Source organism: Aurantiacibacter odishensis, assembly GCF_003605195.1.
Taxonomy (GTDB): Bacteria; Pseudomonadota; Alphaproteobacteria; order Sphingomonadales; family Sphingomonadaceae; genus Alteraurantiacibacter; species Alteraurantiacibacter odishensis.
Genome location: NZ_QYOS01000022.1, coordinates 232882 through 258314 on the forward strand (window position 1 = coordinate 232882; position 25433 = coordinate 258314).

Here is a 25433-nt window from a genome sequence, read left to right on the forward strand (position 1 = left end):
GGCCGGATTCGCTGCCGAAATTAACCTTTCCGCGAGTGGCAGGCACCTGCGGGTTTGGCTAAGGCTGGCAATTCCATGACAATGCCTGCCACCATAACGCCCTCGATCATCGAAACGCTTTACGAAGACGCCCTGCTGCTGGCGGACGAGGCCCGCGCCTCGTTCGACCTGGACGACAGTTTCCGCAGCGGCGGCGAAGATGCGAGCGTCGCCCGCGTGGCGATGAGTTGCGAGGCCTTGCGCACCACCACGCGGATGATGCACGCGATCGCGTGGCTGCTGAACCAGAAGGCCTATTTTGCAGGCGAGATCAGCGAGTTCCAGTTGCGCCACCACGGGCGCCTGCCACCTCCCCAGCCGCAGCCTGCGCAAGAAGAGCTGGCCCTGCTGCCGCCCTACATCGCCGACCTGGTGGACCGTTCCGTCCAGTTCTACGCCCGGATAGAGCGGCTGGACCGCGCGTGGCGAAAGCGCTTCGAATTGCAGCCCGCTGCCGTCCATCGCCTGCGCGAACGGCTGGGCTACGCCTTCGCCCGCTAGACCTTTGCGATAGCCTCGTCCCAGCGCGAAAGGCGCTGACGGCGGACCTCATCTTCCATGCGCGGCTCGAATCGCTGGGATGAGCCAATCATCGTTTCTGCCGCGTGCTGCAGGTCCGCTTTCATCCCGCAGCCCACCGCTGCCAGCATGGCTGCGCCCAGCGCCGTAGTCTCCACGAAATCGGGCCGCGTCACGGACAGGTCGAGCAGGCCGGCGATGTCCTGCGCCATCCAGTCGTTCGCGGCCATGCCTCCGTCGATGCGCAGGCCCGTCCATTCGCACCCGTCGGCGGCGAAGGCGCTGGCAAGGTCGTATGTCTGGTGCGCCATCGCCTCCAGCGCGGCACGGGCGATATGCGCGCGGCCCGTGTCGAAGCCGAGGCCGGAAATGATCCCGCGCGCCTCGGGCCGCCAGTGCGGCGCGCCAAGACCGGAGAGCGCAGGCACAACCACGACACCGCCGTTGTCGGGGACGGAGCGCGCCAGGTCCTCGGTTTCGTCGGCGCTTTCGATCAGACCCAGCGTATCGCGCAGGTATTTGACGAGGCTGCCTGCCACGAACACCGCGCCTTCGACGGCATAGTGCCGCGCGCCATCCAGCTGGTAGAGCACCGTCCCCAGCAGCCGGTTGTCGGACCACGGCAGGGACGTCCCCGCGTTACCCAACACGAAGGCGCCGGTGCCATAGGTCGCTTTCGTCTGGCCCGGTGACAGGCACCCTTGCCCGATCGTGGCCGCCTGCTGGTCGCCCGCCATGCCGCAGATCGGGATACGCCCGCCGAACATGTCGGCATGGGTGTGCGCCAGTTCGCCCGCGCTGTCGGTAATCTGCGGCAGCGCGGCCATGGGCACGCCGAGAAGGTCACACAGCTCCGCGTCCCAGCCTGAAGCATCGAGCGCCATCAGCAGGGTGCGGCTGGCATTGCTCGCATCGGTTATGTGGGTGTTGCCGCCGGTCAGCTTCCACACCAGCCAGCTCTCCACCGTGCCGAGCGCCAGCCTGCCGCCTCGCGCTGCCTCCGCCACGGCCTGGTCATTGTCGAGCAGCCAGCGCATCTTGGTGCCGGAGAAATAGGGATCGAGCAGCAGGCCGGTGCGCTCCCGCACCATCTTCTCGTGACCCTGCTCTTTCAATTGCGCGCAGAGATCGGCGGTGCGCCGGTCCTGCCACACGATTGCCCGGCTCAGCGGCTCGCCAGTGGCCTTGTCCCACGCCACCACGGTCTCGCGCTGGTTGGTGATGCCGATGGCGGCGATGCGCGCCGCGCCCCCGGCCTGCTCCACCATTGCCTGCGCGCAGGCGAGCGTCTTCTCCCAGATCTCGGTCGCGTCATGCTCCACCGAGCCGGAGCGCGGATAGTGCTGCGTCAGGTCCGCCTGTTCCACGCCGCGCAAGCAGCCGTCCTGCGCGAACAGCATGGCCCGCGTGCTGGTGGTGCCTTCATCCAGAACGAGGATGGACTGGTCGATCATTGGATTTCCTCTCCTTTATCGCCATATGCACAGCATGTCCCTGCCCCCGCAACCCTGGCCGACAGGCAGCGCCGAACAGCTTGAACCGCTGGTGCGCCGCGTGCTCGCGCCCAACGCCTCGCCTTTCACCTACACCGGCACGCAGACCTACCTCGTCGGCGGCAATGAAGGGCTGGCGGTGATCGACCCCGGTCCGGCGGACAAGGAGCACCTCGCCGCGCTCGGGTCCGCCATCGGCGAGGCCAAGGTCTGCGCGATCATGTGCACCCACACCCACCGCGATCACTCGCCCGCCGCTGCCCCTCTGGCGGCAGCGACGGGCGCGCCCATCGTCGGCTGCGCGCCGCTACACATCCACAGCGATGCCCCGCGCGTGGATGCCCCGTTCGACCAGTCCTACGAGCCGGACCGGGTGATGGAGCACGGCGAGGCGATGACCGGCCCCGGCTGGACCTTGCGCGCCGTGGCGACGCCGGGGCACACCTCCAACCACCTGTGCTTCACGCTGGAGGAAAGCGGCGCGGTGTTCACCGGCGACCACGTGATGGGCTGGTCCACCAGCGTCGTCGTGCCACCAGACGGCGACATGGCGGACTACATGGCCAGCCTGCACCTGCTCTACGAGCGTGAGCAGGACCGCATCTACTATCCCGCCCACGGTCCCGCGATAGAGAAGCCGAAGCAACTCGTGCGCGGGATGATCGGCCATCGCCGCCAGCGCGAGCGCCAGATCCTGCGCCTGCTGGGCGAGGAAGCGCGCTCCATCGCAGCGCTGGTTCCGGTGATGTACAAGGGCGTTTCGGAGAAGCTCTGGCCCGCCGCAGGACAAAGTGTGCTCGCCCACCTGCTCGATCTGGAACGCCGCGGCGAAGTGCAACGTTCTGAGGACATATGGCAGGCGACCTGAAACACGACGAGAGCACGCGCATCGGCGCAGCACCCCCTCCCGCAGGTCCGCCCCCGGCCCGCACGGTGCCGAAAGGCGCGCCTTGGATCGTGGTCCTGCTGCTGATCGCCGCGCTGGCCTGGCTCGCCTACGAGAAATGGGGACCGGAAGAGCGCGGCGATATCGTTGCAACCTCGATGATCGCGTTCGAGAAGCAGAACGCCCTCACGGTCTTTTCCAGCCGGTTCGACGTGGTGGCCGAAAGCGTCAGTACGCCCAGCGTCGGCCCGTTCGAGGTGGAATCGCTGCAATCGCGCCAGGCCATGATCGTACCCGCTACGGTGGAATACCGCCTGGACCTGTCGGAAATGGACCGCGGGAACTTCGATTGGGACGAAGCGGCCCAGAGCCTGTCCGTCACGCTGCCGCCGCTCGAAGTCTCGCAGCCCAACCTCAACGAGGCCGAGGCGCGCTATTTCACCGATGGCCTCTACGTCAGCCGCGATGCGTCCGTCTCGCTCAGCCGCAACAATTCGCGGCAGGCGGCGGAGCGTGCGAACGATTTTGCCCGCAATCCCGAAGTGATGGGCCTCGCCCGTAGCGCCGCGCGAGACGCGGTGCGGCAGAACCTTGCCATTCCGCTGCAAGTCGCCGGATTCGGCGAAGTGGAAGTGCGGGTGCGCTTTCCCGACGAAGGGTAGCGATCAGGCGGGGCCTTCGCCCTCGTCCTCCAGAACGGCGGCCATGGGCGTGGTTCGCGGCAGAGACTGGAAATCCTGCTGGTCCGCTTCGGGCACCGGCTGGCTGACCGCCATGCGCCACAGCCCGAACAGCGCGCCGCCCAGCGCCACCACGCCGATGGCGCCGAACAGCCCCGGCGGTCCCAATGTCGCCATGCCGACAGATCCCAGCATCGGTCCGCCCGCCGCGCCCACGGAATAGACCAGCACCAGACCACTGCTCGCGCCCACGCGCTCGCTCTCGTCCAGGTGGTCGTTCGAGTGGGCAATGCACAGCGGATAAAGCGCGAAGGAGAAGCCGCCGAACAGCGCGCCCACGGCAAAGATCGCCAGCGGCTCTTGCACGAAAGCAAGCGCGCCGCAGAGCGCGGTGGTGACGAACATGCAGGCGATGATCACGCGGCGACGGTCGAACCTGTCTGACAGGCGGCCCAGCGGATATTGCAGCACCACGCCGCCAGTGATCACGCACGATGTGAAAAGCGCGATCTGCGACAGCGGCAGGCCCATGCGCTGCACGAACACCGCGCCAAGGGCATAGAACGCGCCCAGCATCACGCCGTTGGACAGCGTGCCGACCACGCCCAATGGCGATGCCTCGTAGAGCCGCTTCAAGCTGAAGGGCGCCACTTCCTCCAACACCGGTTGCTGAATCTTCGTCAGCACCACCGGCAGCACCGAGAGCGAGAGCAGCACCGCCGAGGCCATGAACGGCAGGGCGGGGGAATTGTCGCCAAGATTGAGAAGGAACTGGCCGACAGCCTGCCCGGCGTAGAGCGCGATCATGTAGGCTGCCAGGATCGCGCTGCGGTTGTCGGGCTTCGCCACGCGGTTGAGCCAGCTTTCCAGGCACACGAACACCCCGCTCATGGCGAAGCCGTCGGCAAAGCGCAGCACCACCCACAGCATCGGCGCATCGATGATCGCGTAAGTTAGCGAACTGGCGGAATAGAACGAGACGAAAGCGGCAAAGGCGCGGATATGGCCGACGCGCGCAATCAGCGGGGACACGCGCAGTGCGCCGAGCGTCAGCCCGCCGAAATAGCTGGTGGCGACAAGGCCGATCAGCAGCGCGCCCTGCCCCGCCTGTTCCAGCCGGATGGCGATAAGCGTGCTGAGAAATCCGCTCCCCGCCATCAGGACGAAGATCGCCAGCAACAATGTGCGCACCGAATTGAGCGAGCCGATCATTGGCCGCCTCTAGGCCCCTTGCGGCGGTGTTTCCACCCCGTATTCGCCGCTGCCTGCGCGCTGCTGGACACGCCTCTCCCGCCCGCATAGGGACGGGCCATGGACACGATCTCTTTCGAACAATTCATGGCGGTAGACATCCGCTGCGGCACCGTTGTCGATGCGCAGCCTTTTCCCGAAGCGCGCAAGCCCGCGATCAAGCTGTGGGTCGATTTCGGCGCAGAGATCGGGGTGAAGAAGTCTTCGGCCCAGATCACCGATCACTACACGCCAGAAGGGCTGATCGGGCGCAAGGTGATGGCCGTAGTCAACTTCCCGCCGCGCCAGATCGGGCCTTTCATGTCCGAGATACTGGTGCTGGGCTTTCCCGATGCAGACGGCGCGATCGTTCTGGCAGGGCCGGACAAAGGCTTCGACCTTCCCGACGGCGCGCGGCTCGCTTAGCCGGGAAATCCCAGCGCGGCGCGCAGGTCTCCCAGCCACGGATCGTAGGGCACCCAGGCCCCCTGCCCGCTGCGGTTGATTGGCTGGCGCACCTGTTCGCTGCTGGCCGTGCGCACCGCGCGGCTGGTCTGGTGGAAGTTGAGGCAGGCTTCCTCGAACGGCAGCCCGCAATAGTCGAGCATCCGGCGGATCTGGCCTTCGGGATCGTCGAGCACGTCCTCGTGCTGCACGCGCAGAACCTTGCCCGGCAAGACCGCGTCCCAGTGCTCCATCAGGTCGACATAGTCGGCGAAGTAGCGACCGATCTCGGTCAGGCCATAGGTGAACTCCTGCCCCTCTGCGAACAGCTGCTTGAAGCCGGAAAAGCAGCAATCCATCGGCGCACGGCGGGCATCGATGATCTTCGCGTTCGGCAGTATCAGGTGAATGAGGCCGATGTGCCTGAAATTGTTCGGCATCTTGTCGATGAAGAAGGGCGCGCCCTGACGGTGGATCGCCGTATTCTCGAAATACTGCTGGCCGAACTTCTGTAGCTGCTCGCCCGTCAGGTCGTGCAGCACTTCAGGGTAGTTCGATTGCCCCGCCTTGCGTCCGCGCAGCCGGTGGGCGAGTGCGAGAATATCGGGCAGTTCCATCGTGCCATCGACCTGCGAATGGCTGGCAAGGATCTGCTCCAGCAGGGTGGAACCCGCGCGCGGCAGGCCGAGAATGAAGATCGGATCAGGCGCGTCATGGCCCTCCCCTTCGTGCTTCGCGAACAGTTCCGGCGTGCAGACCTCGCGCTGCTTCGCCAATTCGGCACTCATGGCATCGGCATCGTAACGCGTCTGCGCTCGTTTCAGGGCGTTGCCCCGCTCGTAATGCTGGAAACTGGCCTCGTAATTCTCGCGGTCCTCGTGCGCCTTGCCGAGCGCGAAGGAAAGGTGAACGCGGTCCATGAATGCAAGATCGGGCCGCGCCGCCTGCTCCTCCATCTGCGCCATTTCCGCGTCGCTGAAGCGATAGGTCTTGAGGTTTGCGAGCGCATACCAGGCATCGCCGTGGTCGGGCTTGGTGGCAAAGGCGGCGCGGTAGCTCTCGATGGCCTTCCCGGTCTCGCCCGTGGTTTTCAGCGCATGACCGCGGCTGGTGAGCGTGGCGGGATCGCCCGGCACCTTTTCCAGCACCTTGTCGAACAGGGCGAAGGCGCGGTCGTAATCGCCGGTCTGCATGGATTCGATGGCGAGGTGCGACTGGAACAGCGGGTTGTCGGGGTCGCTCTCATAGAGGCTCTGCGCCTCCTCGCGCGCCCGGTCGAACTTCTGGCGACGGCGCAGCGCGTCGATGTAGTCGAGCCGCACTTGCACGTTCTCGGGCTCAAACACGCGGGCGCTTTCCAGCAGGAATTCCGCATCGTCGAGAATGCCCAGCTTGATCCCGATCTGCGCCAGAAGCCGCATTCCCTCGACACTCTTTGGGTTGGCGCGCAGGTAATGGCGGCAGATTTCCTCGGCCCGCAGAACGCGGCCTTCGTGCAGGTGGTGGGTGACGGCCACCAGCTCTCGCGGCAGGCTGGCGAGGCGCTGCGCCTGGGCCTGCGCGGCCCTCGCCGCCGTCCCGTCCTGCAATTCGCCAAGCGCGCGCCAGCTGGCATCGAGTGCCGGGTTGAACCGCACCGCGCGCTGGAAGGCGGCGATGGCCTGCGCGCTGTTGCCCTGCGAACGGGCGAGGTGCCCAGCCTCCTGCCAGGCGCGGCCGTATTCGGGCATGGCGGCGTGCAGGCGGGCGAGCATGTCCGCGGCTTCTGCGTGGCGATTGCAATAACGCAGGGCGACGGCAGCCATGTATAGCGCCTCGCCGTCGCCGGGATCGCCGGCCAGTACGCCTTCGGCCAGCGCGAGACCTTGCGCGAAGTCGCCCGACTGCATCGCCTTCTGCGCCAGAGCCAGTTGTTCGTCGCGGTTATCCATGCGCGTGCCCTTAACAAAGCAAAGCGGCGGAAGCGAACCCGTCGTCCGCTCCCGCCGCTTTCATTTCAGTCCGTCATTGCGGATCAGTAGTCGTAGGAGACCCTGACGCCGACCGTCATCGGGCGGTTCGTCGTGATCCGCTCCCGGTCGAACACGAAACTGCCGGAAATCTCGGCGCGCTCGTCGAACAGGTTTTCACCAAAGACTTCGAAGCGCCACTGGTCGGCAACGATACCCGCGGCAAGGTCTACCACGGTGTAGCTGTCCAGCTTCAGCTTGTTGATCTCGATGATGTCGGTGAACTTCGATGCCGAGTAGGTCACCTGCGGCTGGACATAGGCTTCCAGCGTGTTCGACAGGTCCCACTCGTACCGGATGCGCGCGTTGCCCTGGAATTCAGGCGCATAGGCAAGCGGCTCGCCCGCCACCACGTCGTCCGTCGGCGTCAGCACCTCGGTGATTTCGGTATCGAGGATCGAGAAGGCTCCGGCAAAGGTGAAGCCCGGCAGCGCATAGGGCGCGACCGTGAAATCGCCCTCGATGCCGTAGATCTCTGCATTCGCCGCGTTGTCCGAGAAGAAGAGGTTGGTGATGCTGGGATCGAAGATCGTCGTCTGCAGGCGGCTGATGTCGACGTAGAAAGCCGAGCCGTTGAACCGCAGCTGGCCGTCGATCAGGTCGAGCTTCCAGCCCAGTTCGTAGTTCTGCACCTCGTCGGTATCCAGCTCGAACGGCACGGTGAAAGTGGCACCGTTGCCGATTGCGGTGGTGGCACCGCCCGGACGGTTGAGCAGACCGGGACGGAAACCTTCCGAATAGGTCGCGTAGATCAGCGTATCCGGCGTCGGCGTAAGCTGGATCGAACCCTTGTAGATAAACCCGTCCGTCGCTGCGACATCAGGTGCGCGAACCGCGTTGAAAACCTGCTGCGCCTGCGTTGGGGAGAGACCGGCCGCCTGGATATCTTCCAGCGTGTCTTCCAGCGTGAAGGTCTGGCGCAGGTCGGCGTTACAGCTGCCGATGAAGGTGTATTCACCGTCCCCATCGTACAGGTCGTTCAGGTCGGTGCCAAATGCGTTGGCATCCTGTGCCGCGCCTGCGTTACAGAACGAACCGTTGGCGCTGCCTTCGAAATCCACCTCGATATCGTAGTAGCGCGCACCCAGCGTGATCGTCAGCAGGTCGGGCACGATGTCGAAGCTGGCTTCGCCGAAGATGCCGATCTGTTCATCCGTACGGCGGATATCATTGCGGAAGATCGTGGCTTCGGGGAACGGTCCCGGAGCGCTGGTGAAGCCTTCCTGCGGGAAGTTGGGCGCAAAACCGCCGAACGGTGCCGCAGCGATATTGCCGGGATAGTTGAAGTCGTTGCGCTCTTCCAGCTGCAGGTCGGAATAGAAACCGCCTGCCGTGGCCCGGAAACGCCAGTCTTCAGGGGTGCTGAAGCGCAGTTCCTGCGTGAATACGGTCGTATCGCTGTCCGACGTGACGTAGTTGTTGGGCGGCTGGCAGGTGCCCGACGGATCGTTATCGCCCGGATAGGAAACCGAACCGTCGCAGATGTAGTAGGGCAGGTACTGGCCGACGAAGAGGTAGTCGGTGTAGTCGATGCGCTGCTGCGTCTCACGATCGGTGTAGGCACCGGTGTAGACGACATCGAGCATGGCGAGACGGCCTTCGACGGTCCAGCTGGTGTTGCTGAAATTGTCTTCCAGGCGGTCGTCCTCGAACCGCTGAATTTCCAGGTCGTCGAGGCCGTCCAGTTCGGGATCGGCGAAGAAGACGCCATCGCTTTCCAGGTTCTGGCGCGAATGGGCGACTGTGATCGTCCAGTCGGGCGTCACTTCCCACAATGCCGTGGCGCGGAAACCGGCGTAGGTCGTGTCGTTGAAGTCTTCCTCGACCAGACCGGAGTTGTCGGTTTGCAGGAACTCGACGGCAGACAGGTCGGAGGTGGACTGGAAGCCTGCGCGCCGGGCACTGACCGGAACGCCGTTGGCGCGCACCGTACCCGCAGGACGGAAACGCGCGCTCTCGCTGAGGTCGCGGGTGCCCTGAACGTTATCGATGTAGCCGCCCTGGTGATCGAGATAGGCCACGCCGCGCACGGCGATGGTGTCCGTCACCGGCACATTCAGCATGAACTCGGTCTTGTAGGACGTGTCGCCGCCATCGGTGAAGCTGACGCCAGCGCTGGCGCCTGCGTCGAACCCGGCAAGGCTGGGCTTGTTGGTGATGAGGCGGACAACACCGGCCTGCGAGCTGGCACCGAACAGCGTGCCCTGCGGGCCGGAGAGCACCTCGATACGCTCGAGATCGGCGGCATATACGTCGAGGTTACGACCCGGCTGCGTCAGCGGCTGCTCGTCAAGGTAGAGTGCGACATTCGGCGCGAGGCCGGCGACCCCGGCGGTCGTCAGGTTCGGCGTGGTCGAGGCGAGGCCGCGAATATAGATAGTCGACTGGCCCGGTCCGCTGCCGCCTGCCGTGACTGTCGGCAGCTGGTCGAGGTAGTCCTCGAAGGTATCGATGTTGAGGTCTTCGAGGCCTTCTTCACCGAGCGCCTGCACGGAAACCGGCACATCCTGCAGGTCTTCCTGACGGCGGGTGGCGGTGACAACGATGGTTTGAACGCCGCCCTGGCGGGCCTGGGGAGCGGGTGCAGGGGCGGGAGCCGGCTGGGCTTCCTGGGCCGCGACGGGCGCGGCAATGGCTATAGCTAGTGCGCCAATGGACGCACCACTGATGTATTTCGACATTTGGGGTTTCCCTCTGTTCCGGGTGATCGCGCAGCAGCAGGATAGCGCTTAGCGATACGAAAATGCGTGCCGCGCGGCATGGGTCTGTGAAATGCGCGCGTGCGAGATCCGATTAGAGGGATAATGTCAAAGTTTCCACCGCTAGCGGGCGGATTATGGGGATGGTAAAAATCCTTGTTGCATAATAACAACAATTGTTAACAAGCGGAAGAATAAGTCAAATACGAATTTGATATAATCTCTGTTCTCAAATGAATGCCATTTTTTACTTTATGCGCAGTCTATAATAGTCCGGTAACGTTCGGGAAATGGATAACTTTTGTCTTGATAAACTTCCGAACAGCCGATTTACATACTGCCTCTATTTCTTCAGGACTACTTCGTGGCTTCCCATTCCTCGCAAGCCTCGGCAGTAGTGGGAACCCCGTGGCGCTTGCGGATCACGTCGAACACCACCGCCTTCACGATGGATATAGCCATCAGGGCCACCACCACGGAGAACGGCAATGCGCCGATGATCATGGTGATACGGATCGCGTCGATTCCGCCGATGATGAGCATGGAGCCGACCATGAAAGCCAGCGCTGCACCCCAGAACAGGATATGGCGGCGACGCTGACCATCGGTATCACCCGCGCCGTTGATCGTGTTGACGATGAGGATCGCGCTGTCGGCGCTGGTGATGAGGTAGGTCATCAGCAGCAGCACCACCAGGCCGGACACGACCCATGCAAAACCGGGGTCAAGCAGCACCGCGATCGTGGCATAAAGCTGATCCGAAATGCCCGCGTTCACGATCGCCCCGTCAGCCACACCGCTCAGTTCGAGGTCGATGGCCGTGCCGCCCACCAGCGTCATCCAGACGAAGCACATCAGCGAGGGGACCAGCAGCACGCCGAGAACGTATTCGCGCACCGTGCGTCCGCGCGAGATGCGGGCGATGAACATGCCCACGAATGGCGCGAAGGCTATCCACCAGGCCCAGTAGAATACGCTCCAGTCGAGTTGCCACTGCACCAGCTCGTCGCCGATCTCCGTGCCGCCGGAGAACAGCGTGAGGGCATTGTAGGGCAGCGTGCGGAGGTAATCGTAAATCCCCACGCCCAGCAGTTCGAGGCTGAGCAGCGCGGAGCCTGCCACCGCAAACAGGGCAAGCAAGGCGAACGACAGGCCCATGTTGATGTTGGAGAGCCACTTGATCCCCTTTCCAACGCCCGAAAGCGCGCTGATGGTGGATGCGCCCACCAGAAGGACCAGCGAGGCAATGATGGCGACAGGGGTCGAACTGCCCTCTGTATCGACCAGCCAGTCACCTAGGCCCAGCCGGTTCAGCCCGGCCACGAACTGCTCCACACCAAGCCCCATCGTCGTTGCAACGCCGAGGATCGTCGCCACCACAGCGACGATATCCACCAGGTGTCCGGGCACCCCAGACATGGCCTTGCCGAACAGCGGGGCAAGCGAGGACCGGATCGTCAGTGGCAGGTTGCGGCGATAGGACACGTAACCGATGGCAAGCCCCACCAGGCCGTAGATGGCCCAGGGCGCCAGCCCCCAGTGCAGGAAGGTATAGATATAGGCCGGGCGCACGGCCTCGGCGCTCAGCGGCTCCACCGTGCCGCGAATGATATCGGGGTTGTTCTGGAAATGCGCGAGCGGCTCGCCGGTGGAATAGGTGAGCATCCCGATCCCGATGCCTGCGCCGAACAGCATCGCGAACCAGCTGAACTTGCCGAATTCGGGCTTCTCGCCGGGGCTGCCGATGCGCAGGGTTCCCGATTGCGGAAGCGCCGCCAGCACCAGCGCCGTCAGCATCACCGCCGCGGTGACGTAGACATACCAGCCGGAGAAGGTGGAAATGATCGTGCTGTTGGCCGCGTTCAGCGTTTCGTTCGCGCTGACGGGGAAGAAAATCGCCCACATGATGATGAGCGAGACGATGATCTTGGCCGGAATTGTGACTGATCGGCTGAAGCCGTCGTAGAAACCGCGATTGTGCGTCCTGATCGGCAAGTCCACCAGCGGAGGGTTTATCGGCGCATCGTCCGTATTCGCTGTCGGTACCTGTTCGGTCACTATCTGGTATCTCCTGTTTCGCTCGCCACGCTGACGGCCCGGCGCAGAAAGCGCATGCCAGGGCCACCGATGCCGGGAATTGCCGCAAGCATAGGGAACTGGCCTGCTATTGCAAACGGGCGAGCCGGGCACTTGTGCCGGGCTAGCCCCTCGCAAATTCCGCCATGGCTTCTATATGCCTGATCAAACGCCAATCTAAATGGGGCATGAGAGATGACCGACCAGACAGCAATCCCTGCAGGCATTGACTTGCGCGAAGAGATCGATCGCCTGCGCAAGGAACGCAACGCCGTCATTCTCGCCCACTACTACCAGAAACCCGAATTGCAGGATCTTGCCGATTTCGTCGGGGACTCGCTGGAACTTTCGAAGAAGGCGGCGGAAACCGATGCCGACGTGATCGCCTTTTGCGGCGTCAAGTTCATGGCCGATACCGCCAAGATTCTCAGCCCCGAGAAGATCGTGGTGCTGCCCGACATGGAAGCGGGTTGCAGCCTGGAAGATTCCTGTCCGCCGGAGAAGTTCGCCGCTTTCCGCGCCAAGCACCCCGACCACATCGCGCTCACCTACATCAACTGCTCGACCGAGGTGAAAGCCCTGTCGGACGTGATCGTCACCTCCTCTTCTGCCGAGACCATTCTGGAACAGATCCCGGAAGATCAGCCGATCATCTTCGGGCCGGACCGGCACCTGGGCGGCTATCTCAATCGCAAGTTCGACCGCGACATGCTGCTGTGGCCGGGCGTGTGCATCGTGCACGAGGCGTTCAGCGAGCGCGAGCTAATGAAACTGAAGGCAGAGCATCCCGATGCTCCCATCGCCGCACATCCCGAATGCCCGCCGCACATCATCGACCATGCCGACCACGTCGGTTCCACCAGCTCGATCCTGCAGTTCGCAAAGACGTTCGAAGGCGATACGCTAATCGTGGCGACCGAGCCGCACATCATCCACCAGATGGAAAAGGCACTGCCGGGAAAGACCTTTCTCGGTGCGCCGGGTGCGGACGGCAACTGCAACTGCAACATCTGCCCCTACATGGCTCTGAACACGATGGAGAAGCTCTACCTCTGCCTGCGCGACCTGGAGCCGCGCATCGAAATCGAGGAGGAACTTCGCCTGAAAGCCAAGGCCAGCCTCGACAAGATGCTGGAAATGGCCAGCGGCACGATCGGCAAGGGTGACCTGGGGCGGGTTTGACGGGATGGGGCACCGCGCCTTGCGTCGCGCGTTACCCCTTTCATGAAAGCCGAAATCCTGTGGGCGTGGCGTAGGCTCAACGCCAATTACTGGTTCTATCCGGCGGTGTTCGCGTTCACGTCGCTGCTGCTGGCCTTCGTCTGCATCGCGGCGGACCGCGCAGGCTATGCCGAGTGGCTGAACGATGTCTCGTGGCTGGCGCCCGCCCGGCCCGAGGGCGCGTCCACGATGTTGCAGGTGATCGCGGGCAGCATGATCGCGGTCGCCTCCACCGTGTTCTCCATCACTATCGTCGCGGTCAGCTATGCCAGCGGAACATATGGCCCGCGCCTGCTCACCAATTTCATGGAGGACAAGGGCAACCAGCTTTCGCTGGCGACCTTCATCGGCACGTTTGTCTTCGCGCTCACCGTGCTGCGCACCGTGCGGGCGGAGGATGAGCAGCCCGCCACAGCCGCCGATGCTGCTGCCACGGCCCTGCCCGGTTTCGTGCCACAACTCTCTCTGCTGATCGCTTTCATTCTGATGGTGATATCGGTCGCGGTGCTGGTGTTCTTCCTCAACCACGTGCCGTCCAGCATCCGTATCAACAATGTGATCAAGGATATCGGGGAGCGACTGCTGGGGGCAATCGCGAAAACCTATCCCAACGACGGTGATCGCGACGCGCCGGACGGTGCGCCGCGCGGCTGCCCCATGCGGGCGGAGAAGGCCGGCTACATCCAGCTCATCGATTTCGGCGACATGGAAAAGCTGGCGCGCGAATGCGAGTGCGAGATCACGCTTCTGGTGCGCACCGGGGACTTCGTGCACAAGGGCCTGCCCATTCTCGAGATCGCCAACGGCTCCTGCCACGAGGGGTGCATGGAGAAACTGCGAGAGTGCTTCACGCAAGGCTCCAGCCGCACGCCGGAGCAGGACCCGGAATTCCTGATCGACGAACTGGTGGAAATCGGCCTGCGCGCGTTGTCACCGGGCATCAACGATCCCTTCACCGCTGTCACCTCGCTCCACTGGCTGGGCGCGGCCACGGCGGACCTTGGCAAGCGGCGGCTGGTGAAGGACGTGTGCAGCAGCGATGCGGAAAAGTGCCCGGTCTACCCCAAGGCGGACGATTTCAAGCACTTCGTCCAGCGCGGCTTCGGCGCGATCCGCAGCGCGGTGGCGAGCAGCCCGATTGCATCCAAGATCATGCTCGACACTCTGCGCAACGCGGCTCTCACGATCGAGGGCGAGGAGCGGCGCGAGCTGCTGCTGGGAGAAGCGGCGCAGTTGCGCGAACAGGCGCGGCTGGCGCTGGAAGGGCCGGATCGCCGCGAGGTGGAGGACCGGTTCGACGCGGTAATGATGGATTTCAAGCAGGCTTGAACTATACCGGATTGACGCGCGGACGCGGCGGTTCCCTTGGCGCGGTCATTCTCGCCAGCACCAGCGCGCTGCCAACCAGCACGATGCCCAGAAGGTCGAGCGGCACGAGCACCTCGTCGAATGCCAGCCACCCGATCAGCGCGGCGACCGCAGGCTGGGTGAGCAAGGCAATGCCGATCACCAGCGGCGAAAAGGCTTTCAGCGAATAGACGAGCAGGCCCTGTCCCAATAGCTGGCTGGAGAAAGCCAGCACCAGCACCGGTGTCCAGTCGGTAGGCCAGAAGGGCTCGCCCGATAACTGTGCGACCACGAACAGCACGGCGACGCTGGCACTACTGGACAGGGCGAGCACGCTCCAACTGCCGAAGCTCTTGCGCGCGTCCTGCAACAGCAGCAGGTATCCGGCATAGAGCAGGCCGGCGAGCAGGCAGAACAGGTCGCCCACGAAGTTCGCGGTCGACAGTTCGAGCGATCGACCCAGCAGCACGGCTGACCCGGCAAAGGCCGCGATGATCGCCCGCCACTCGCGCCCAATCGGCAGACGCCGTAGCACCACGAAGCCCCAGACCATCAGGATAACGCTGCCCGCATTGCCGAACAGCACCGCGTTCGCCAGCCGGGTATCGCCGATGCCGACGTGCCAGGCGGCGATATCGAGGCCGAAGAAGACGCCGCCCGCCAGTACCAGCAGGACAGCCTTTCGCGGAATGCCGCCCAGCCGTTCGCCGGTGATGCCCGCGAGAAGGAACAGGAACGGCAGCGCCAGCGCCACACGCCAAAATCCGGCGCTGACCGGGCCGGTATCGGCCAGTCGCACCAGCCAAGGACCGCAGGCGAGCGCCACGTTACCCAGCAGCAGTGCTGCTAGTGCCAAGGCTTTCGCGCGCAGGGGCTGGTCTTCACCGGTTTGGGGACCGGTCATGGGAGGAACCTACTCGGCCTCTTCGGCCGGTTCCGGCTCTTCGCTTTCGGCGGGCTGGGCCTCTTCGGTAACCGACTGGGGAGCCGCAGCGGGAGTTGCACCTCCTTCCACGCCTTTTTCCGGCTCTGCCAACGGAGCCTGCGAGCGCACCTGGTCGAGCGGCAGCATCTCGTCGCTGATCGTGCCCTCCAGCACTTCCCCCGATGCCTCGCGCCCGTCGTTCTCCACATCGACTGCCGGATCGTCCCCACAGGCCGAGAGGGCAAGCAGCACAGGCGCGGCAAGGGCCAGGGTGCGGATCGTGGTCATGGTTTAGGCGGTCTCCGGTTGCGAAATGGCGCCGAGGAATTGGCCGGCGCGCGCCAGCAATGCCTCATCCCATTCCTCCGGCGCAACAGTCTTTCCAAGTGCTTCCATGCTGGTGACGCCGTATTCCGAGATACCGCAGGGCACGATGCCGGTGAAATGGGAGAGGTCGGGCGAGAGGTTCACGGCGAAACCGTGCATCGTCACCCAGCGCCGCACGCGCACGCCGATGGCGCCGATCTTGGCTTCCGCGCCGCTGGCATCGTGCGTCCATATTCCGACGCGTTCGGGTACGGCGAAGGCTTCCACATCGAAATCGGAGAGAGTGGCGATCACCCAGCTCTCCAGCGCGTGGACGAACTGGCGCACGTCCTTCGTGCGCTTCTTCAGGTCCAGCAGCACGTATGTCACACGTTGGCCGGGGCCGTGATAGGTGTAGCGCCCCCCCCGCCCCGTATCGACCACGTCAAAACGCGGATCGACCAGTTCGGCCGCATCGGCGCTGGTTCCGGCGGTGTAGACCGGCGGGTGTTCCAGCATCCACACCAGTTCCTGCCCCTCGCCCGCAGCCAGCGCCGCGTTGCGCGCCTCCTGCTCGGCCAGCGCCTCGCGATAGGGCACCTGGCCCAGCGATCGGCGCCATTCGATTGATGGATCTGGAAGATTGCTGTTGTCAGTCATGGTTTGGCGATTGCGTGGCGGGTGCGAAGGCGCTTATCAAGTGGGCATTTGCGGAACAGAGGACAATATGGCGACGAAACTGGACCTTGGACGTGCCTGGAACGAGGCGATGGCGCTGCTCTCTGCCAACAAGGACGTGGTGTTGATCGTCGCGGCGGTTTTCTTCTTCCTGCCCAATGTCATCGCCACGCTGGTGCTGCCTTCCCAGGATGCCCTGACGATGCAGCTGGAGGCGCTTGGGGAGACTCCCAGCCCGGAAGACATGATGGCGGTCTTCGGCGACTATTTCGGCCAGAGCTGGTGGATTTATATCGTCTTCGGGCTGGTCCAGGCGGTCGGGGTGATGGGGCTGCTGGCGCTGCTGACTGACAGATCCCGCCCCACGGTTGGCGAGGCACTGGGCTTCGGCTTGAAGGCGCTGGTGCCGTATCTTGTCGCACAGATCCTCTTCGGCCTCGTCATGGTTGCCGTGCCCTTGCTGCTGGTGGCAATCGGGGCGCTTATCAACCCCGCGCTTGCCGCGCTGCTGGCCTTCGTCGGCCTGATCCTTGCCGTCTACATCTGGATCAAGTTCTCGCTGATCTCTCCCGTCATCGCCATCGAGAAGGTGATGAACCCCATCAGCGCGCTGGCGCGTTCGTGGCGACTGACGAAAGGTAATTCCTTTCGCCTGCTGGCCTTTTACGCCCTGCTCGTCATCTGCGTGATGGTGCTCTGGCTTGTCGTCAGCATGGTGCTCAGCCTGTTCAGCGTGATGGGTGAGGAGATCGGCCTGTTCGCCATGGCCATCGGCAGCGGCCTGATGAGCATGGGCTTCTCCACGGTCATGCTGCTGGTGCTGGCGGCCGTTCACCGTCAGCTTACCGGCACCGATGGCGAACCGGTGGGCAAGACCTTCGAATAACGGTCAGAGGCGAATAGCGGTCAGAGGATTTCCTCGACCTTCTCCACGGGCCGGCACAGGCGCACGCCTTTCTCCGTCTCCACCAGCGGGCGCTCGATCAGCCTGGAATCGGCGGCCATCGCGTCCAGCACGGTGTCGGCATCGGCTTCCGGCAGGCCGCGATCCTTCGCGTCCGTACCGCTGAGCCGCAGCCCCTGGGCCGGGGACATGCCCGCATCGGCATAGAGCTGCGCCAGCTTTTCGCGCGCTGGCGGGTTCTTCAGGTATTCGACCACTTCGACCTCGACTCCGTCGCGCTCCTGCAGGATCGCCAGCGTGGCGCGCGATTTGCTGCATTTCGGGTTGTGCCAGATGGTCGCTTTCACAGGGTCTTCCTCCATGTCTCGTTGCCCGCACGCCCTAGCGCGCAAACTTTTTCGGGCCAACGCCACATTTGCTGTTGTCACTAATAATCATTCTCAATAGAGGCTGCTCTTGCAAATCAATCTCAATAGAGTCGTGAGGGAATTTCTTATCCGTACCGTCAGCCGCTTCGCCCTGCTTGCCAGTGTCACCGCCCTGCCCGCCCCCGCCCTGGCCAACGTAGCCGCCGAGGCAGAGGCACAGCGCGACTACCTGCCCAGCAACATCATCGTAACCGGTGAGCGCGATACCTACGTCAATGAAGACGGCAGCACCGGCACCAAGACGCCGACGCCGATCATCGACGTGCCCCAGGCCGTTACCGTGATCACGGCAGACCAACTGGAGGACCAGGGCGTCACCACCCTGAACGATGCGCTGCGCTTCGTGCCCGGGGTCAGCCTGGAAACCGGCGAGGGCCACCGCGACGAGGTGTTCATCCGCGGGCAGGAAACCACGGCGGACTTCTATATCGACGGCCTGCGCGACGATGCCCAGTACTACCGCCCGCTGTATAACGTGGACCGGGTCGAAGTGCTGAAGGGCGCCAATGCGCTGATCTTCGGCCGGGGCGCGGGTGGCGGTGCGATCAACCGCGTATCCAAGACTGCCGAGTTCGGCATGTCCGAATACAGCGTGGGCGCTCAGGTCGACACCTTCGGGGCCTTCGCCCTCACCGGCGATGCCAACCTGCCCGCCAGCGAGAGCCTCGCCTTGCGCGTAACGGGCACCTACGAGGAATTCGACAATCACCGCGATGTCTACGATGGCCGCTTCTTCGGCGTGTCGCCTACGGTAACGGCGAACCTCGGCCCCGACACGCGCCTCTACGCCTATTACACCTACGACGATGACGAGCGCGTGGTGGACCGCGGCCTTCCCAGCGTCGACGGCGGACCCTTGCGCGGCTTCGACGAGACCTTCTTCGGCGATGCCGATTACAACTTCAGCGATGTCGCGGTGCACGTGGCGCGCACACGGCTGGAGCACGATTTCAGCGGCGCGTGGAGCGTGAACGCCAGCGTGATGTTCGCCGACTATGACAAGTTCTATTCCAACATCGTGCCTGCCGGCGTCGATGTGGCCACCGATACGGTGCGGCTGGCAGGATATGAAAGCGGAACGGACCGGCAGAACCTGATCGGACAGGTCAACCTTGTCGGCCAGTTCGAAACCGGGTCGCTCGGCCACACCCTGCTGATCGGCGCCGAAGCCGGATCGCAGGATACCGATTCGGTGCGCGACCAGGCCCGTTTCAACAATGGCACGGACACCAGCGTCAGTGTCGCCCTAGAGGATACGATCACCGTGCCTGCCTTCACGCTGACGCCCCAGCGCGCCAGCACCAGCGAGCTTTCCACCCTGTCGTTCTATGCGCAGGAACAGCTCGATATCGGCATCCTGCAACTTGTGGCGGGCGTGCGTTACGACCGGTTCGACCTCGAAAGCACCGACATCCGAACCGGTTTCGACGGTGCGCGGGTGGACGAACGCTGGAGCCCCCGGTTCGGCGCGATCCTGAAGCCGCAGGAAAACCTGTCGATCTACGCCAGCTATGCCGAAAGCTTCCTCCCATCCGCCGGGGACCAGTTCACCGTGCTCGGCCAGGAGGACGAGGGGATCGAGCCCGAGACGTTCGAGAACATCGAACTGGGCGTGAAGTGGGCTCCGCATACCGAACTGCTGCTGACAGCGGCGGTGTTCCGCCTCACCCGCTCCAACACGCCGTCCGTCGATCCGGTCACCAGCCTGACGACGCTTGTTGGCGAAAGCCAGGTGGAAGGTTTCGAATTGGGAATGGTGGGCAAGCCGACCGACAGCCTCTCGCTGAGCCTCGGCTACACCTATCTCGACGGCGAGATCACCGACAGCGCCGATGCCACCGATATCGGCACGGTGCTGCAACAGGTGCCGCACCATCAGATCACTGCCTGGGCGCGTTATGACCTGACGGACCGCGTGGGTCTTGGCGCAGGCGTGATCCACCAGTCGGACCAGTTCGCCAGCATGAGCAACGACGTGGTGCTGCCCAGCTATACCCGCGTGGACGCAGCGGTGTTCTTCGAGGCGACCGACACGCTGTCACTGCAGCTGAATGTTGAGAACCTGTTCGACGAGGACTATTACCCCTCCGCTCACGGCGACAACAACATCCAGCCGGGCGCTCCGCTGAACGCTTCGCTCGGGGCACGGCTGCGGTTCTGACCGCGGCCCAGGAGGGACTCTAGTCCGTAGCCTCTCCTTCCGGGGCGGGCGCCTCCCCCCGCATTCCCGGAACGGCACGCGCCGCGTCTGCAGGGTCTATACCCGGTGCAGGCGCGGCGCTGATGGTTTCGCGCCTGCGCCCAACGCGCCCTGCTCGCTGCACGGCGCGGACAAGGCGCGGATAGACGCCGCAGCGGCACAGGTTGGGGATCGCCTCCCTGATCTGCGCCTCGGTCGGGTCCGGGTTGGAGCGTAGCAGACTGGCAGCGGCAATGGCGATGCCCGGCGTGCAGAACCCGCACTGGATCGCCTGTTCCGCCACCAGCGCCTGCTGCACCGGATGGGAACGATCGCGCGACAGCCCTTCGATCGTGGTGATGTAGCGCCCCTCGGCCTCCCCGATGGTGACAAGGCAACTGCGCAGCGCCTCCCCGTCCACCAGCACCATGCAGGCCCCGCAGTCGCCCACGCCGCAGCCGTACTTGGTACCGGTGAGATTGGCCGCATCGCGCAAGGCGTGCAGCAGGGGGGTGTCGGGGTCCATGTCGAAATCGACCGGACGCTCGTTCACCGTCATGGCTGTCATGGAATAGGGGCTGTCATGGGTTGGGGTTACTCGTCAGTTGCGCCAGCTGGGATCAATCGTATCGATCTTGCGCGTCCAGGCCTGGAAGTCCAGCTTGCCGAAGTCGTCCGTCAACTGTTTGTCGCGGTCGCGCTGGTGCTGTTCGATAACCTGTTGCGGCACCACAATGGGCGCACCGAGTGCGGCGGTCTTCACCTGCACTTCGCACGCGCGCTGGAGCATGTAGTAGAGCAGGAACATCTCGTAGATCGTGCGCCCCATCACGACAGGGCCGTGGTTCTTCAGCATCAGGATCTGGTTGTTCCCGGCATTGCGCACCAGCCGCTCGCCTTCCTCTGAACGCACGGTGATGCCTTCGAAGTCGTGGTAGCCGATGGCTCCTTCGAAGAAGCACGAATAGAAATTACTGGCTTGCAGGCCGCCTTCGGTAGCGCAGACGGCCATGGTGTCGGGCGTGTGCGTGTGCACGATGGCGTGGGCGTGCGGCAGGTTCTTGTGGAACACGCTGTGCTGCGTGAACCCTGCTAGGTTCACAGGATAGGGATTGTCGCCAACCTTGTTGCCGTCCTCGTCGATCTTGACGAGGTTGGATGCCGTCACTTCCTCCCACAACAGGCCGTAGGGGTTGATGAGGAAGTGGTTATCGGTTCCCGGAACGCGCAGGGTGATGTGGTTGTAGATGCTCTCGCACCAGCCGAGGTGCGCGAAGATTCGGTAGGCGGCAGCAAGGTCCAGCCGCGCCTGCCATTCCTCCGCGCTGCAATCCATCTGCGGCTTCAACTGCGTGGCCATCGCTATTCTCCCTTTATTCGTGCGCTCCCATAGCACCGCTAGATTGACTTTGTCACAGGTCTTGGCAAACCCCGATGCAAGCCGCGAAAAGCGGCACGGGAGAGGATTGTTACAAAAATGGCCACGCAGCAGGCACATTCGCTGGGCGCAGAGCAGCAAACGGGCAACTGGGTTACAAATTCGCCTGCCTACCAGACATTGCTGGTCCTGCTGCTCAGCCTGAATTTCGGTATCGTGTTCTTCGACCGGCAGGCGCTCAACGCGCTGATGCCGTTCGTGCAGCCGGACCTGCAATTGTCGCAAACCGAGATCGGCCTGCTGGCAGGCGGCCTTTCCTTCAGCTGGGCGATCGCGGCATTCTTCGTGGGCCGCCTGTCCGATAGCCTCGGCAAGCGCAAGATCCTGCTGGTGATTGCCACCATCGCGTTTTCGCTGTGCAGCTTCCTGTCCGGCCTTGCCACCAGCTTCCTGTTCCTCTTCGCGGCCCGCCTGCTGATGGGCGCGGCGGAAGGCGGCGTCATGCCGATCAGCCACGCGATGGTCGCCAGCGAAGTGAACCCGGAACGGCGCGGCCTGGCGCAAGGCGTGGCGCAGAACCTTGGCTCCAACCTGCTTGGTAGCTTTGCCGCGCCAGTGGTGCTGGTGGCCTTTGCCACCGCCTTCAGCTGGCGCGAGGCGTTCTACCTTGCCGCCCTGCCCGGCCTCGTTTCCGCAGCGATGATCTGGTTCATGCTGCGCGAGCCGGAACCTGCCGCCGAAGTCACCGCGCAAGTGGGCGAGGCGGGCGATCACCATTCCAGCATCGGTTTTCTCGAGGCACTGAAAGTCCGCAACATGTGGATTTGCGTGGTCGTGGGCGTGCTGCTGGTGGCGCACTTCGTCATCACCTGGGCCTTCATGCCCAACTTCCTTGTCCAGACGCGCGGGATGGACGCTTTCTCGATGAGCTGGCTCGTCGGCTCGCTGGGCATTGCAGCCGCGATCTACAGCTTCGTGGTGGCAGGCATTTCCGACAAGATCGGGCGCAAGCCGGTGATGGTGTTCCTGCCGTTCCTGTCGCTGATCGGGCCGCTCGGCGTGATCTACCTCGATCCGGCGACGTTTGCTGGCGACGGCCTTCTGGGGCTTTCCGGGTATGCCACGGTGCTGATCCCGATCTTCTTCATCGGCTGGATGGTGAACGGCGTCTTCCCGATCTTCATGGCGACGATCCCTTCCGAAAGCTTCAAGCCCATCCACCACGCCACCGTGCTGGGGCTGGCGATGGGCAGTTGCGAGGTGCTGGGCGGTGTTCTCGGCCCGCCGCTCGCAGGCGTGCTCAACGACGCCTACGGGCCTGAGACCTTCCTCTACGTCCTTATGGTGCTGGCCGTGATCAGCGGCTTTGTCGCGATGGGCCTGAAGGAAACCGCGCCCGCTGCGCTGCGCCGCCGCGGCGAAGTGGCCCAGCCGGCCTGAGGCGAGCGCACATGTCCGATCCCGTCCTTGCCGAACTGATCGCCGGGCTTCGCGCAGGAGGGCCGGACCTTTCAGCCGATCCTGCCACCCTGCGCCCCGATTACGAGGCGCTGTTCGCCACCATGCCGGTGGCGGACGATCTCGCCATCGAGCAGCTCGACCTCGGCGGTGTGCCCGCCTTGCGCGTGGCCGCGCCCGGCAGTGATACGGGCAAGGCCGTGCTCTACCTGCACGGTGGCGGCTACGTGGTCGGCAGCGCGCAGGGCTATCGTGGCCTTGCGGGCGAGGTTTCCCGCGCCGCCGGGATGCCCGCGCTGGTGCTCGACTATCGCCTCGCCCCCGAACATCCCTTCCCCGCCGCCGTGGACGATGCCGTTGCCGCCTACCGCGCGCTTGTCGCGAGCGTGACAGACGCCTCCAATATCGTGCTTGCCGGCGATTCCGCAGGCGGAGGGCTGGCGCTGGCCGCAATGCTGAAACTGCGCGACGAAGCCGATAATCTGCCCGCCGCCGCGCTGCTGATTTCGCCGTGGGCAGATGCCACCTGCACCGCCGCATCGCTGGATAGCAAGGCGTCAGAAGACCCCTCGCTGACGAAGCACGGTATCGAGGTGTGCGCGCAGCGATATCTTGGCGGGGCCGATGCTGCGCACCCGCTCGCCTCTCCGGCCAAGGCAGACCTATCCGGCCTGCCGCCGCTGCTGGTGCAGGTCGGCTCCATAGAGATCCTGCTGGACGATGCCTTGGCGATTGCCGCCAGCGCCGGTGCTGCGGGCACGATGGTGCGACTGGAGGTCCACCCCGGCCTTCCCCACGTCTTCCATGCCTTTCACTTCATGCTGCCGCAGGCGAAAGCCGCGCTGGAAGAGGCGGGCGCATTCCTCGCGAGACATGCCGGATGAAGAAGCCGCGCCGCCTTGACGCGCTGATCGTCGGCGCAGGCTTTGCGGGCCTCTACATGCTGCACAAGCTGCGGCAGGACGGCTTCACCACGCAGGTGGTGGAAAAAGGCAGCGGCGTTGGCGGCACGTGGTTCTGGAACCGCTATCCCGGCGCACGCTGCGACATTCCCAGCATCGAATACAGCTACAGCTTCGATGCCGAGCTGGAGGCCGAATGGCGCTGGAGCGAACGCTACGCCGCCCAGCCGGAAATCCTGCGCTATCTCGAACATGTGGCCGAAAGATTTGACCTCCGCCGCGACATTGCGCTGCAAACGCTCGTGACCTCGGCCCGCTGGCAAGAGGAAGAAGGCCGCTGGCTGGTCGAAACCGATGGCGGCGATGCCTACGACGTGCAGTTCCTGATCCTCGCAACGGGCGCCCTGTCCGAGCCCAAGCAGCCCGACATTCCCGGCCTCGAGAATTTCGAGGGACAGGTGCTGCATTCGGCCATGTGGGACGACAGCGCCGACCTTGCGGGAAAGAACGTCTGCCATTTCGGCACCGGCTCCACCGGCATCCAGGTTGTGGGCGAGGTCGCGAAGGTCGCGAAACGGCTTACCGTCTTCCAGCGCACGCCAAACTTCGCCGTGCCTGCGGGCAATCACCCGTTGCCGCAGGACTACCTGGAAGACCTGCTGCCGCGCTATCCCGAACTGCGGGAGAGGGCGCGCACATCGCCGCTCGGCTGGTTCCACGGCGCATGGGAAGGCAGTGCCAAGGCCGACGATCCCGAAGCGCGCGAGAAGCGGCTGGAGAAGGCCTGGAAGGCAGGCACCACCGGCCTGTTGCAAGCCTACGAAGACCTGTTGTTCGACGAGGAATCGAACAGCTACGCTGCCGATTTCGCCCGGCGCAAGATCGCCGAACTGGTCGACGATCCGGAGACAGCGCGAAAACTCACGCCCCACGGATACCCGATGGGATCGCGCCGCCTTTGCACCGAGGTCAATTTCTACGAGGCGATGAACCGCGACAACGTGGCGCTGGTGGACGTGCGCGAGGAGCCTGTCGTCGATGTCACCGCCCGTTCGGTGAAGGCCGAGAAGGGCGAGTATCCTGCCGATGTCATCATCCTGGCCACGGGCTTCGATGCCTGCGTGGGCGCGATCAAGGCGATCGACATTCGCGGCCGCGACGGACGCTCCATCCGCGATGAATGGGACAACGGCCCGCGCGCCTACCTCGGCCTTGCTGTCGAGGGCTTTCCCAACATGTTCACCATCACCGGTCCCGGCAGCCCTTCCGTGCTGTCCAACGTGGTCGTTTCCATCGAACAGCACGTGGAATGGGTAGCGCGCTGCACGGCCCACATGCGCAGTGCCGGGCAGCAGGTGATCGAGGCGACGGCCGAGGCCGAAACCGCGTGGATGGAGCACGCGCACGAAGTCGCCCACTCCACGCTCTTTCCCCGCGCCAGCAGCTGGTATCAGGGCCACACGAAGGACGGGCGGCAGGTGTTCATGCCCTACGTCGGCGGCGTGGGCGCCTATCGCGCAAAGTGCGACGAGGTCGCGGCCAAGGGCTACGAGGGTTTCTTGATGGAGAGCTCCACCACGATGCGGACGAAGGACGCGGTCGCTTCGTAACGCGCGTTAGTATAGGATCAGG

General features: G+C 64.1%; 22 protein-coding genes. 11 read left to right on the forward strand and 11 right to left on the reverse strand.

The features are described from left to right. The first annotated feature begins 81 nt into the window (after window positions 1-81). Entirely contained in the window at window positions 82-540 is a 459-nt protein-coding gene (locus tag D4Q51_RS06805) for a DUF1465 family protein (protein ID WP_240624597.1), read from the forward strand. Here the strand turns inward: D4Q51_RS06805 and glpK are convergent. Beyond that, a complete protein-coding gene (glpK, locus tag D4Q51_RS06810; protein WP_120076984.1) occupies window positions 537-2012 on the reverse strand; it encodes a glycerol kinase GlpK in 1476 nt (491 codons plus the stop codon). The genes D4Q51_RS06805 and glpK overlap by 4 nt on opposite strands. A gap of 25 nt (window positions 2013-2037) precedes the next feature. Between glpK and D4Q51_RS06815 the strand changes: the two genes are divergently transcribed. Further along, entirely contained in the window at window positions 2038-2919 is an 882-nt protein-coding gene (locus D4Q51_RS06815; protein ID WP_120076985.1) for an MBL fold metallo-hydrolase, read from the forward strand. Next, the gene (locus tag D4Q51_RS06820; protein ID WP_120076986.1) at window positions 2904-3599 is read left to right on the forward strand and encodes a DUF4230 domain-containing protein; all 696 of its coding nucleotides are present in this window, start codon (window positions 2904-2906) and stop codon (window positions 3597-3599) included. Before D4Q51_RS06815 ends, D4Q51_RS06820 begins: the two co-directional genes overlap by 16 nt. Before the next feature lie 3 nt (window positions 3600-3602). On the opposite strand, the gene D4Q51_RS06825 is transcribed toward D4Q51_RS06820, so the two are convergent. After that, window positions 3603-4829: an MFS transporter gene (locus D4Q51_RS06825; RefSeq protein ID WP_120076987.1), complete on the reverse strand. Its 1227-nt coding sequence runs from the start codon at window positions 4827-4829 to the stop codon at window positions 3603-3605. A 99-nt stretch (window positions 4830-4928) separates the two neighbouring features. Here D4Q51_RS06825 and D4Q51_RS06830 point away from each other — a divergent pair, with 99 nt between their 5' ends. Further along, complete coding sequence (locus D4Q51_RS06830; RefSeq protein WP_120076988.1) at window positions 4929-5273, forward strand: tRNA-binding protein; 345 nt, start codon at window positions 4929-4931, stop codon at window positions 5271-5273. Here the strand turns inward: D4Q51_RS06830 and D4Q51_RS06835 are convergent. The 3 genes from D4Q51_RS06835 to D4Q51_RS06845 all read right to left on the reverse strand — a co-directional run bounded on the left by D4Q51_RS06835 (window position 5270) and on the right by D4Q51_RS06845 (window position 12057). Then, complete coding sequence (locus D4Q51_RS06835) at window positions 5270-7222, reverse strand: tetratricopeptide repeat-containing sulfotransferase family protein (protein WP_120076989.1); 1953 nt, start codon at window positions 7220-7222, stop codon at window positions 5270-5272. The genes D4Q51_RS06830 and D4Q51_RS06835 overlap by 4 nt on opposite strands. 83 nt (window positions 7223-7305) lie before the next feature. Then, window positions 7306-9981 (reverse strand): TonB-dependent receptor, encoded by a 2676-nt coding sequence (locus tag D4Q51_RS06840; protein WP_120076990.1) that lies wholly within the window; start codon window positions 9979-9981, stop codon window positions 7306-7308. Window positions 9982-10356: 375 nt separating this feature from the next. Further along, window positions 10357-12057 carry a BCCT family transporter gene (locus D4Q51_RS06845; protein WP_240624598.1) on the reverse strand — a complete coding sequence of 567 codons (1701 nt, stop codon included), beginning with the start codon at window positions 12055-12057 and terminating at the stop codon, window positions 10357-10359. Between the two features lie 213 nt (window positions 12058-12270). On the opposite strand from D4Q51_RS06845, the gene nadA reads away from it, so the two are divergent. Beyond that, window positions 12271-13257, forward strand: a complete 987-nt coding sequence (nadA, locus tag D4Q51_RS06850; protein ID WP_120076991.1) for a quinolinate synthase NadA — start codon at window positions 12271-12273, stop codon at window positions 13255-13257. A gap of 42 nt (window positions 13258-13299) precedes the next feature. Next, window positions 13300-14625, forward strand: coding sequence for a DUF2254 domain-containing protein (locus D4Q51_RS06855; protein WP_120076992.1), 1326 nt, complete (start codon window positions 13300-13302; stop codon window positions 14623-14625). A 1-nt stretch (window position 14626) separates the two neighbouring features. Here D4Q51_RS06855 and D4Q51_RS06860 read toward each other — a convergent pair whose 3' ends face one another. The 3 genes from D4Q51_RS06860 to lipB are packed head-to-tail and all read right to left on the reverse strand — an operon-like array spanning window position 14627 to window position 16534. Next, entirely contained in the window at window positions 14627-15547 is a 921-nt protein-coding gene (locus tag D4Q51_RS06860) for a DMT family transporter (RefSeq protein WP_120076993.1), read from the reverse strand. Window positions 15548-15556: 9 nt separating this feature from the next. After that, the gene (locus tag D4Q51_RS06865; RefSeq protein ID WP_120076994.1) at window positions 15557-15856 is read right to left on the reverse strand and encodes a hypothetical protein; all 300 of its coding nucleotides are present in this window, start codon (window positions 15854-15856) and stop codon (window positions 15557-15559) included. A 3-nt stretch (window positions 15857-15859) separates the two neighbouring features. After that, entirely contained in the window at window positions 15860-16534 is a 675-nt protein-coding gene (gene lipB / locus D4Q51_RS06870) for a lipoyl(octanoyl) transferase LipB (RefSeq protein WP_120076995.1), read from the reverse strand. Between the two features lie 67 nt (window positions 16535-16601). Here lipB and D4Q51_RS06875 point away from each other — a divergent pair, with 67 nt between their 5' ends. Next, window positions 16602-17438 carry a hypothetical protein gene (locus D4Q51_RS06875; protein WP_120076996.1) on the forward strand — a complete coding sequence of 279 codons (837 nt, stop codon included), beginning with the start codon at window positions 16602-16604 and terminating at the stop codon, window positions 17436-17438. 20 nt (window positions 17439-17458) lie between these two features. Here the strand turns inward: D4Q51_RS06875 and arsC are convergent, their stop codons facing one another. Continuing rightward, the gene (gene arsC / locus D4Q51_RS06880; protein ID WP_120077059.1) at window positions 17459-17803 is read right to left on the reverse strand and encodes an arsenate reductase (glutaredoxin); all 345 of its coding nucleotides are present in this window, start codon (window positions 17801-17803) and stop codon (window positions 17459-17461) included. Between the two features lie 133 nt (window positions 17804-17936). On the opposite strand from arsC, the gene D4Q51_RS06885 reads away from it, so the two are divergent. Next, entirely contained in the window at window positions 17937-20045 is a 2109-nt protein-coding gene (locus D4Q51_RS06885; RefSeq protein WP_240624599.1) for a TonB-dependent receptor, read from the forward strand. A 19-nt stretch (window positions 20046-20064) separates the two neighbouring features. Here the strand turns inward: D4Q51_RS06885 and D4Q51_RS06890 are convergent, their stop codons facing one another. Together D4Q51_RS06890 and D4Q51_RS06895 are read right to left on the reverse strand one after the other, a co-directional pair. Continuing rightward, window positions 20065-20631, reverse strand: coding sequence for a (2Fe-2S)-binding protein (locus tag D4Q51_RS06890; protein ID WP_120076997.1), 567 nt, complete (start codon window positions 20629-20631; stop codon window positions 20065-20067). A gap of 33 nt (window positions 20632-20664) precedes the next feature. Beyond that, window positions 20665-21423 (reverse strand): class II aldolase/adducin family protein, encoded by a 759-nt coding sequence (locus tag D4Q51_RS06895; protein WP_120076998.1) that lies wholly within the window; start codon window positions 21421-21423, stop codon window positions 20665-20667. A 117-nt stretch (window positions 21424-21540) separates the two neighbouring features. Here D4Q51_RS06895 and D4Q51_RS06900 point away from each other — a divergent pair, with 117 nt between their 5' ends. The 3 genes from D4Q51_RS06900 to D4Q51_RS06910 are packed head-to-tail and all read left to right on the forward strand — an operon-like array spanning window position 21541 to window position 25411. Beyond that, window positions 21541-22881 carry an MFS transporter gene (locus tag D4Q51_RS06900; RefSeq protein ID WP_120076999.1) on the forward strand — a complete coding sequence of 447 codons (1341 nt, stop codon included), beginning with the start codon at window positions 21541-21543 and terminating at the stop codon, window positions 22879-22881. A gap of 11 nt (window positions 22882-22892) precedes the next feature. Next, a complete protein-coding gene (locus D4Q51_RS06905; RefSeq protein ID WP_120077000.1) occupies window positions 22893-23783 on the forward strand; it encodes an alpha/beta hydrolase in 891 nt (296 codons plus the stop codon). Continuing rightward, the gene (locus D4Q51_RS06910; RefSeq protein WP_120077001.1) at window positions 23780-25411 is read left to right on the forward strand and encodes a flavin-containing monooxygenase; all 1632 of its coding nucleotides are present in this window, start codon (window positions 23780-23782) and stop codon (window positions 25409-25411) included. The genes D4Q51_RS06905 and D4Q51_RS06910 overlap by 4 nt, the downstream gene beginning before the upstream one ends. Window positions 25412-25433 lie beyond the last annotated feature (22 nt).

Bases quoted from the DNA above. Each gene is read 5' to 3' on its own strand.
- D4Q51_RS06805 (WP_240624597.1), top strand. From the start codon at position 82: ATGCCTGCCACCATAACGCCCTCGATCATCGAAACGCTTTACGAAGAC.
- glpK (WP_120076984.1), bottom strand. From the start codon at position 2,012: ATGATCGACCAGTCCATCCTCGTTCTGGATGAAGGCACCACCAGCACG.
- D4Q51_RS06815 (WP_120076985.1), top strand. From the start codon at position 2,038: ATGCACAGCATGTCCCTGCCCCCGCAACCCTGGCCGACAGGCAGCGCC.
- D4Q51_RS06820 (WP_120076986.1), top strand. From the start codon at position 2,904: ATGGCAGGCGACCTGAAACACGACGAGAGCACGCGCATCGGCGCAGCA.
- D4Q51_RS06825 (WP_120076987.1), bottom strand. From the start codon at position 4,829: ATGATCGGCTCGCTCAATTCGGTGCGCACATTGTTGCTGGCGATCTTC.
- D4Q51_RS06830 (WP_120076988.1), top strand. From the start codon at position 4,929: ATGGACACGATCTCTTTCGAACAATTCATGGCGGTAGACATCCGCTGC.
- D4Q51_RS06835 (WP_120076989.1), bottom strand. From the start codon at position 7,222: ATGGATAACCGCGACGAACAACTGGCTCTGGCGCAGAAGGCGATGCAG.
- D4Q51_RS06840 (WP_120076990.1), bottom strand. From the start codon at position 9,981: ATGTCGAAATACATCAGTGGTGCGTCCATTGGCGCACTAGCTATAGCC.
- nadA (WP_120076991.1), top strand. From the start codon at position 12,271: ATGACCGACCAGACAGCAATCCCTGCAGGCATTGACTTGCGCGAAGAG.
- D4Q51_RS06855 (WP_120076992.1), top strand. From the start codon at position 13,300: ATGAAAGCCGAAATCCTGTGGGCGTGGCGTAGGCTCAACGCCAATTAC.
- D4Q51_RS06860 (WP_120076993.1), bottom strand. From the start codon at position 15,547: ATGACCGGTCCCCAAACCGGTGAAGACCAGCCCCTGCGCGCGAAAGCC.
- D4Q51_RS06865 (WP_120076994.1), bottom strand. From the start codon at position 15,856: ATGACCACGATCCGCACCCTGGCCCTTGCCGCGCCTGTGCTGCTTGCC.
- lipB (WP_120076995.1), bottom strand. From the start codon at position 16,534: ATGACTGACAACAGCAATCTTCCAGATCCATCAATCGAATGGCGCCGA.
- D4Q51_RS06875 (WP_120076996.1), top strand. From the start codon at position 16,602: ATGGCGACGAAACTGGACCTTGGACGTGCCTGGAACGAGGCGATGGCG.
- D4Q51_RS06890 (WP_120076997.1), bottom strand. From the start codon at position 20,631: ATGACAGCCATGACGGTGAACGAGCGTCCGGTCGATTTCGACATGGAC.
- D4Q51_RS06895 (WP_120076998.1), bottom strand. From the start codon at position 21,423: ATGGCCACGCAGTTGAAGCCGCAGATGGATTGCAGCGCGGAGGAATGG.
- D4Q51_RS06900 (WP_120076999.1), top strand. From the start codon at position 21,541: ATGGCCACGCAGCAGGCACATTCGCTGGGCGCAGAGCAGCAAACGGGC.
- D4Q51_RS06905 (WP_120077000.1), top strand. From the start codon at position 22,893: ATGTCCGATCCCGTCCTTGCCGAACTGATCGCCGGGCTTCGCGCAGGA.
- D4Q51_RS06910 (WP_120077001.1), top strand. From the start codon at position 23,780: ATGAAGAAGCCGCGCCGCCTTGACGCGCTGATCGTCGGCGCAGGCTTT.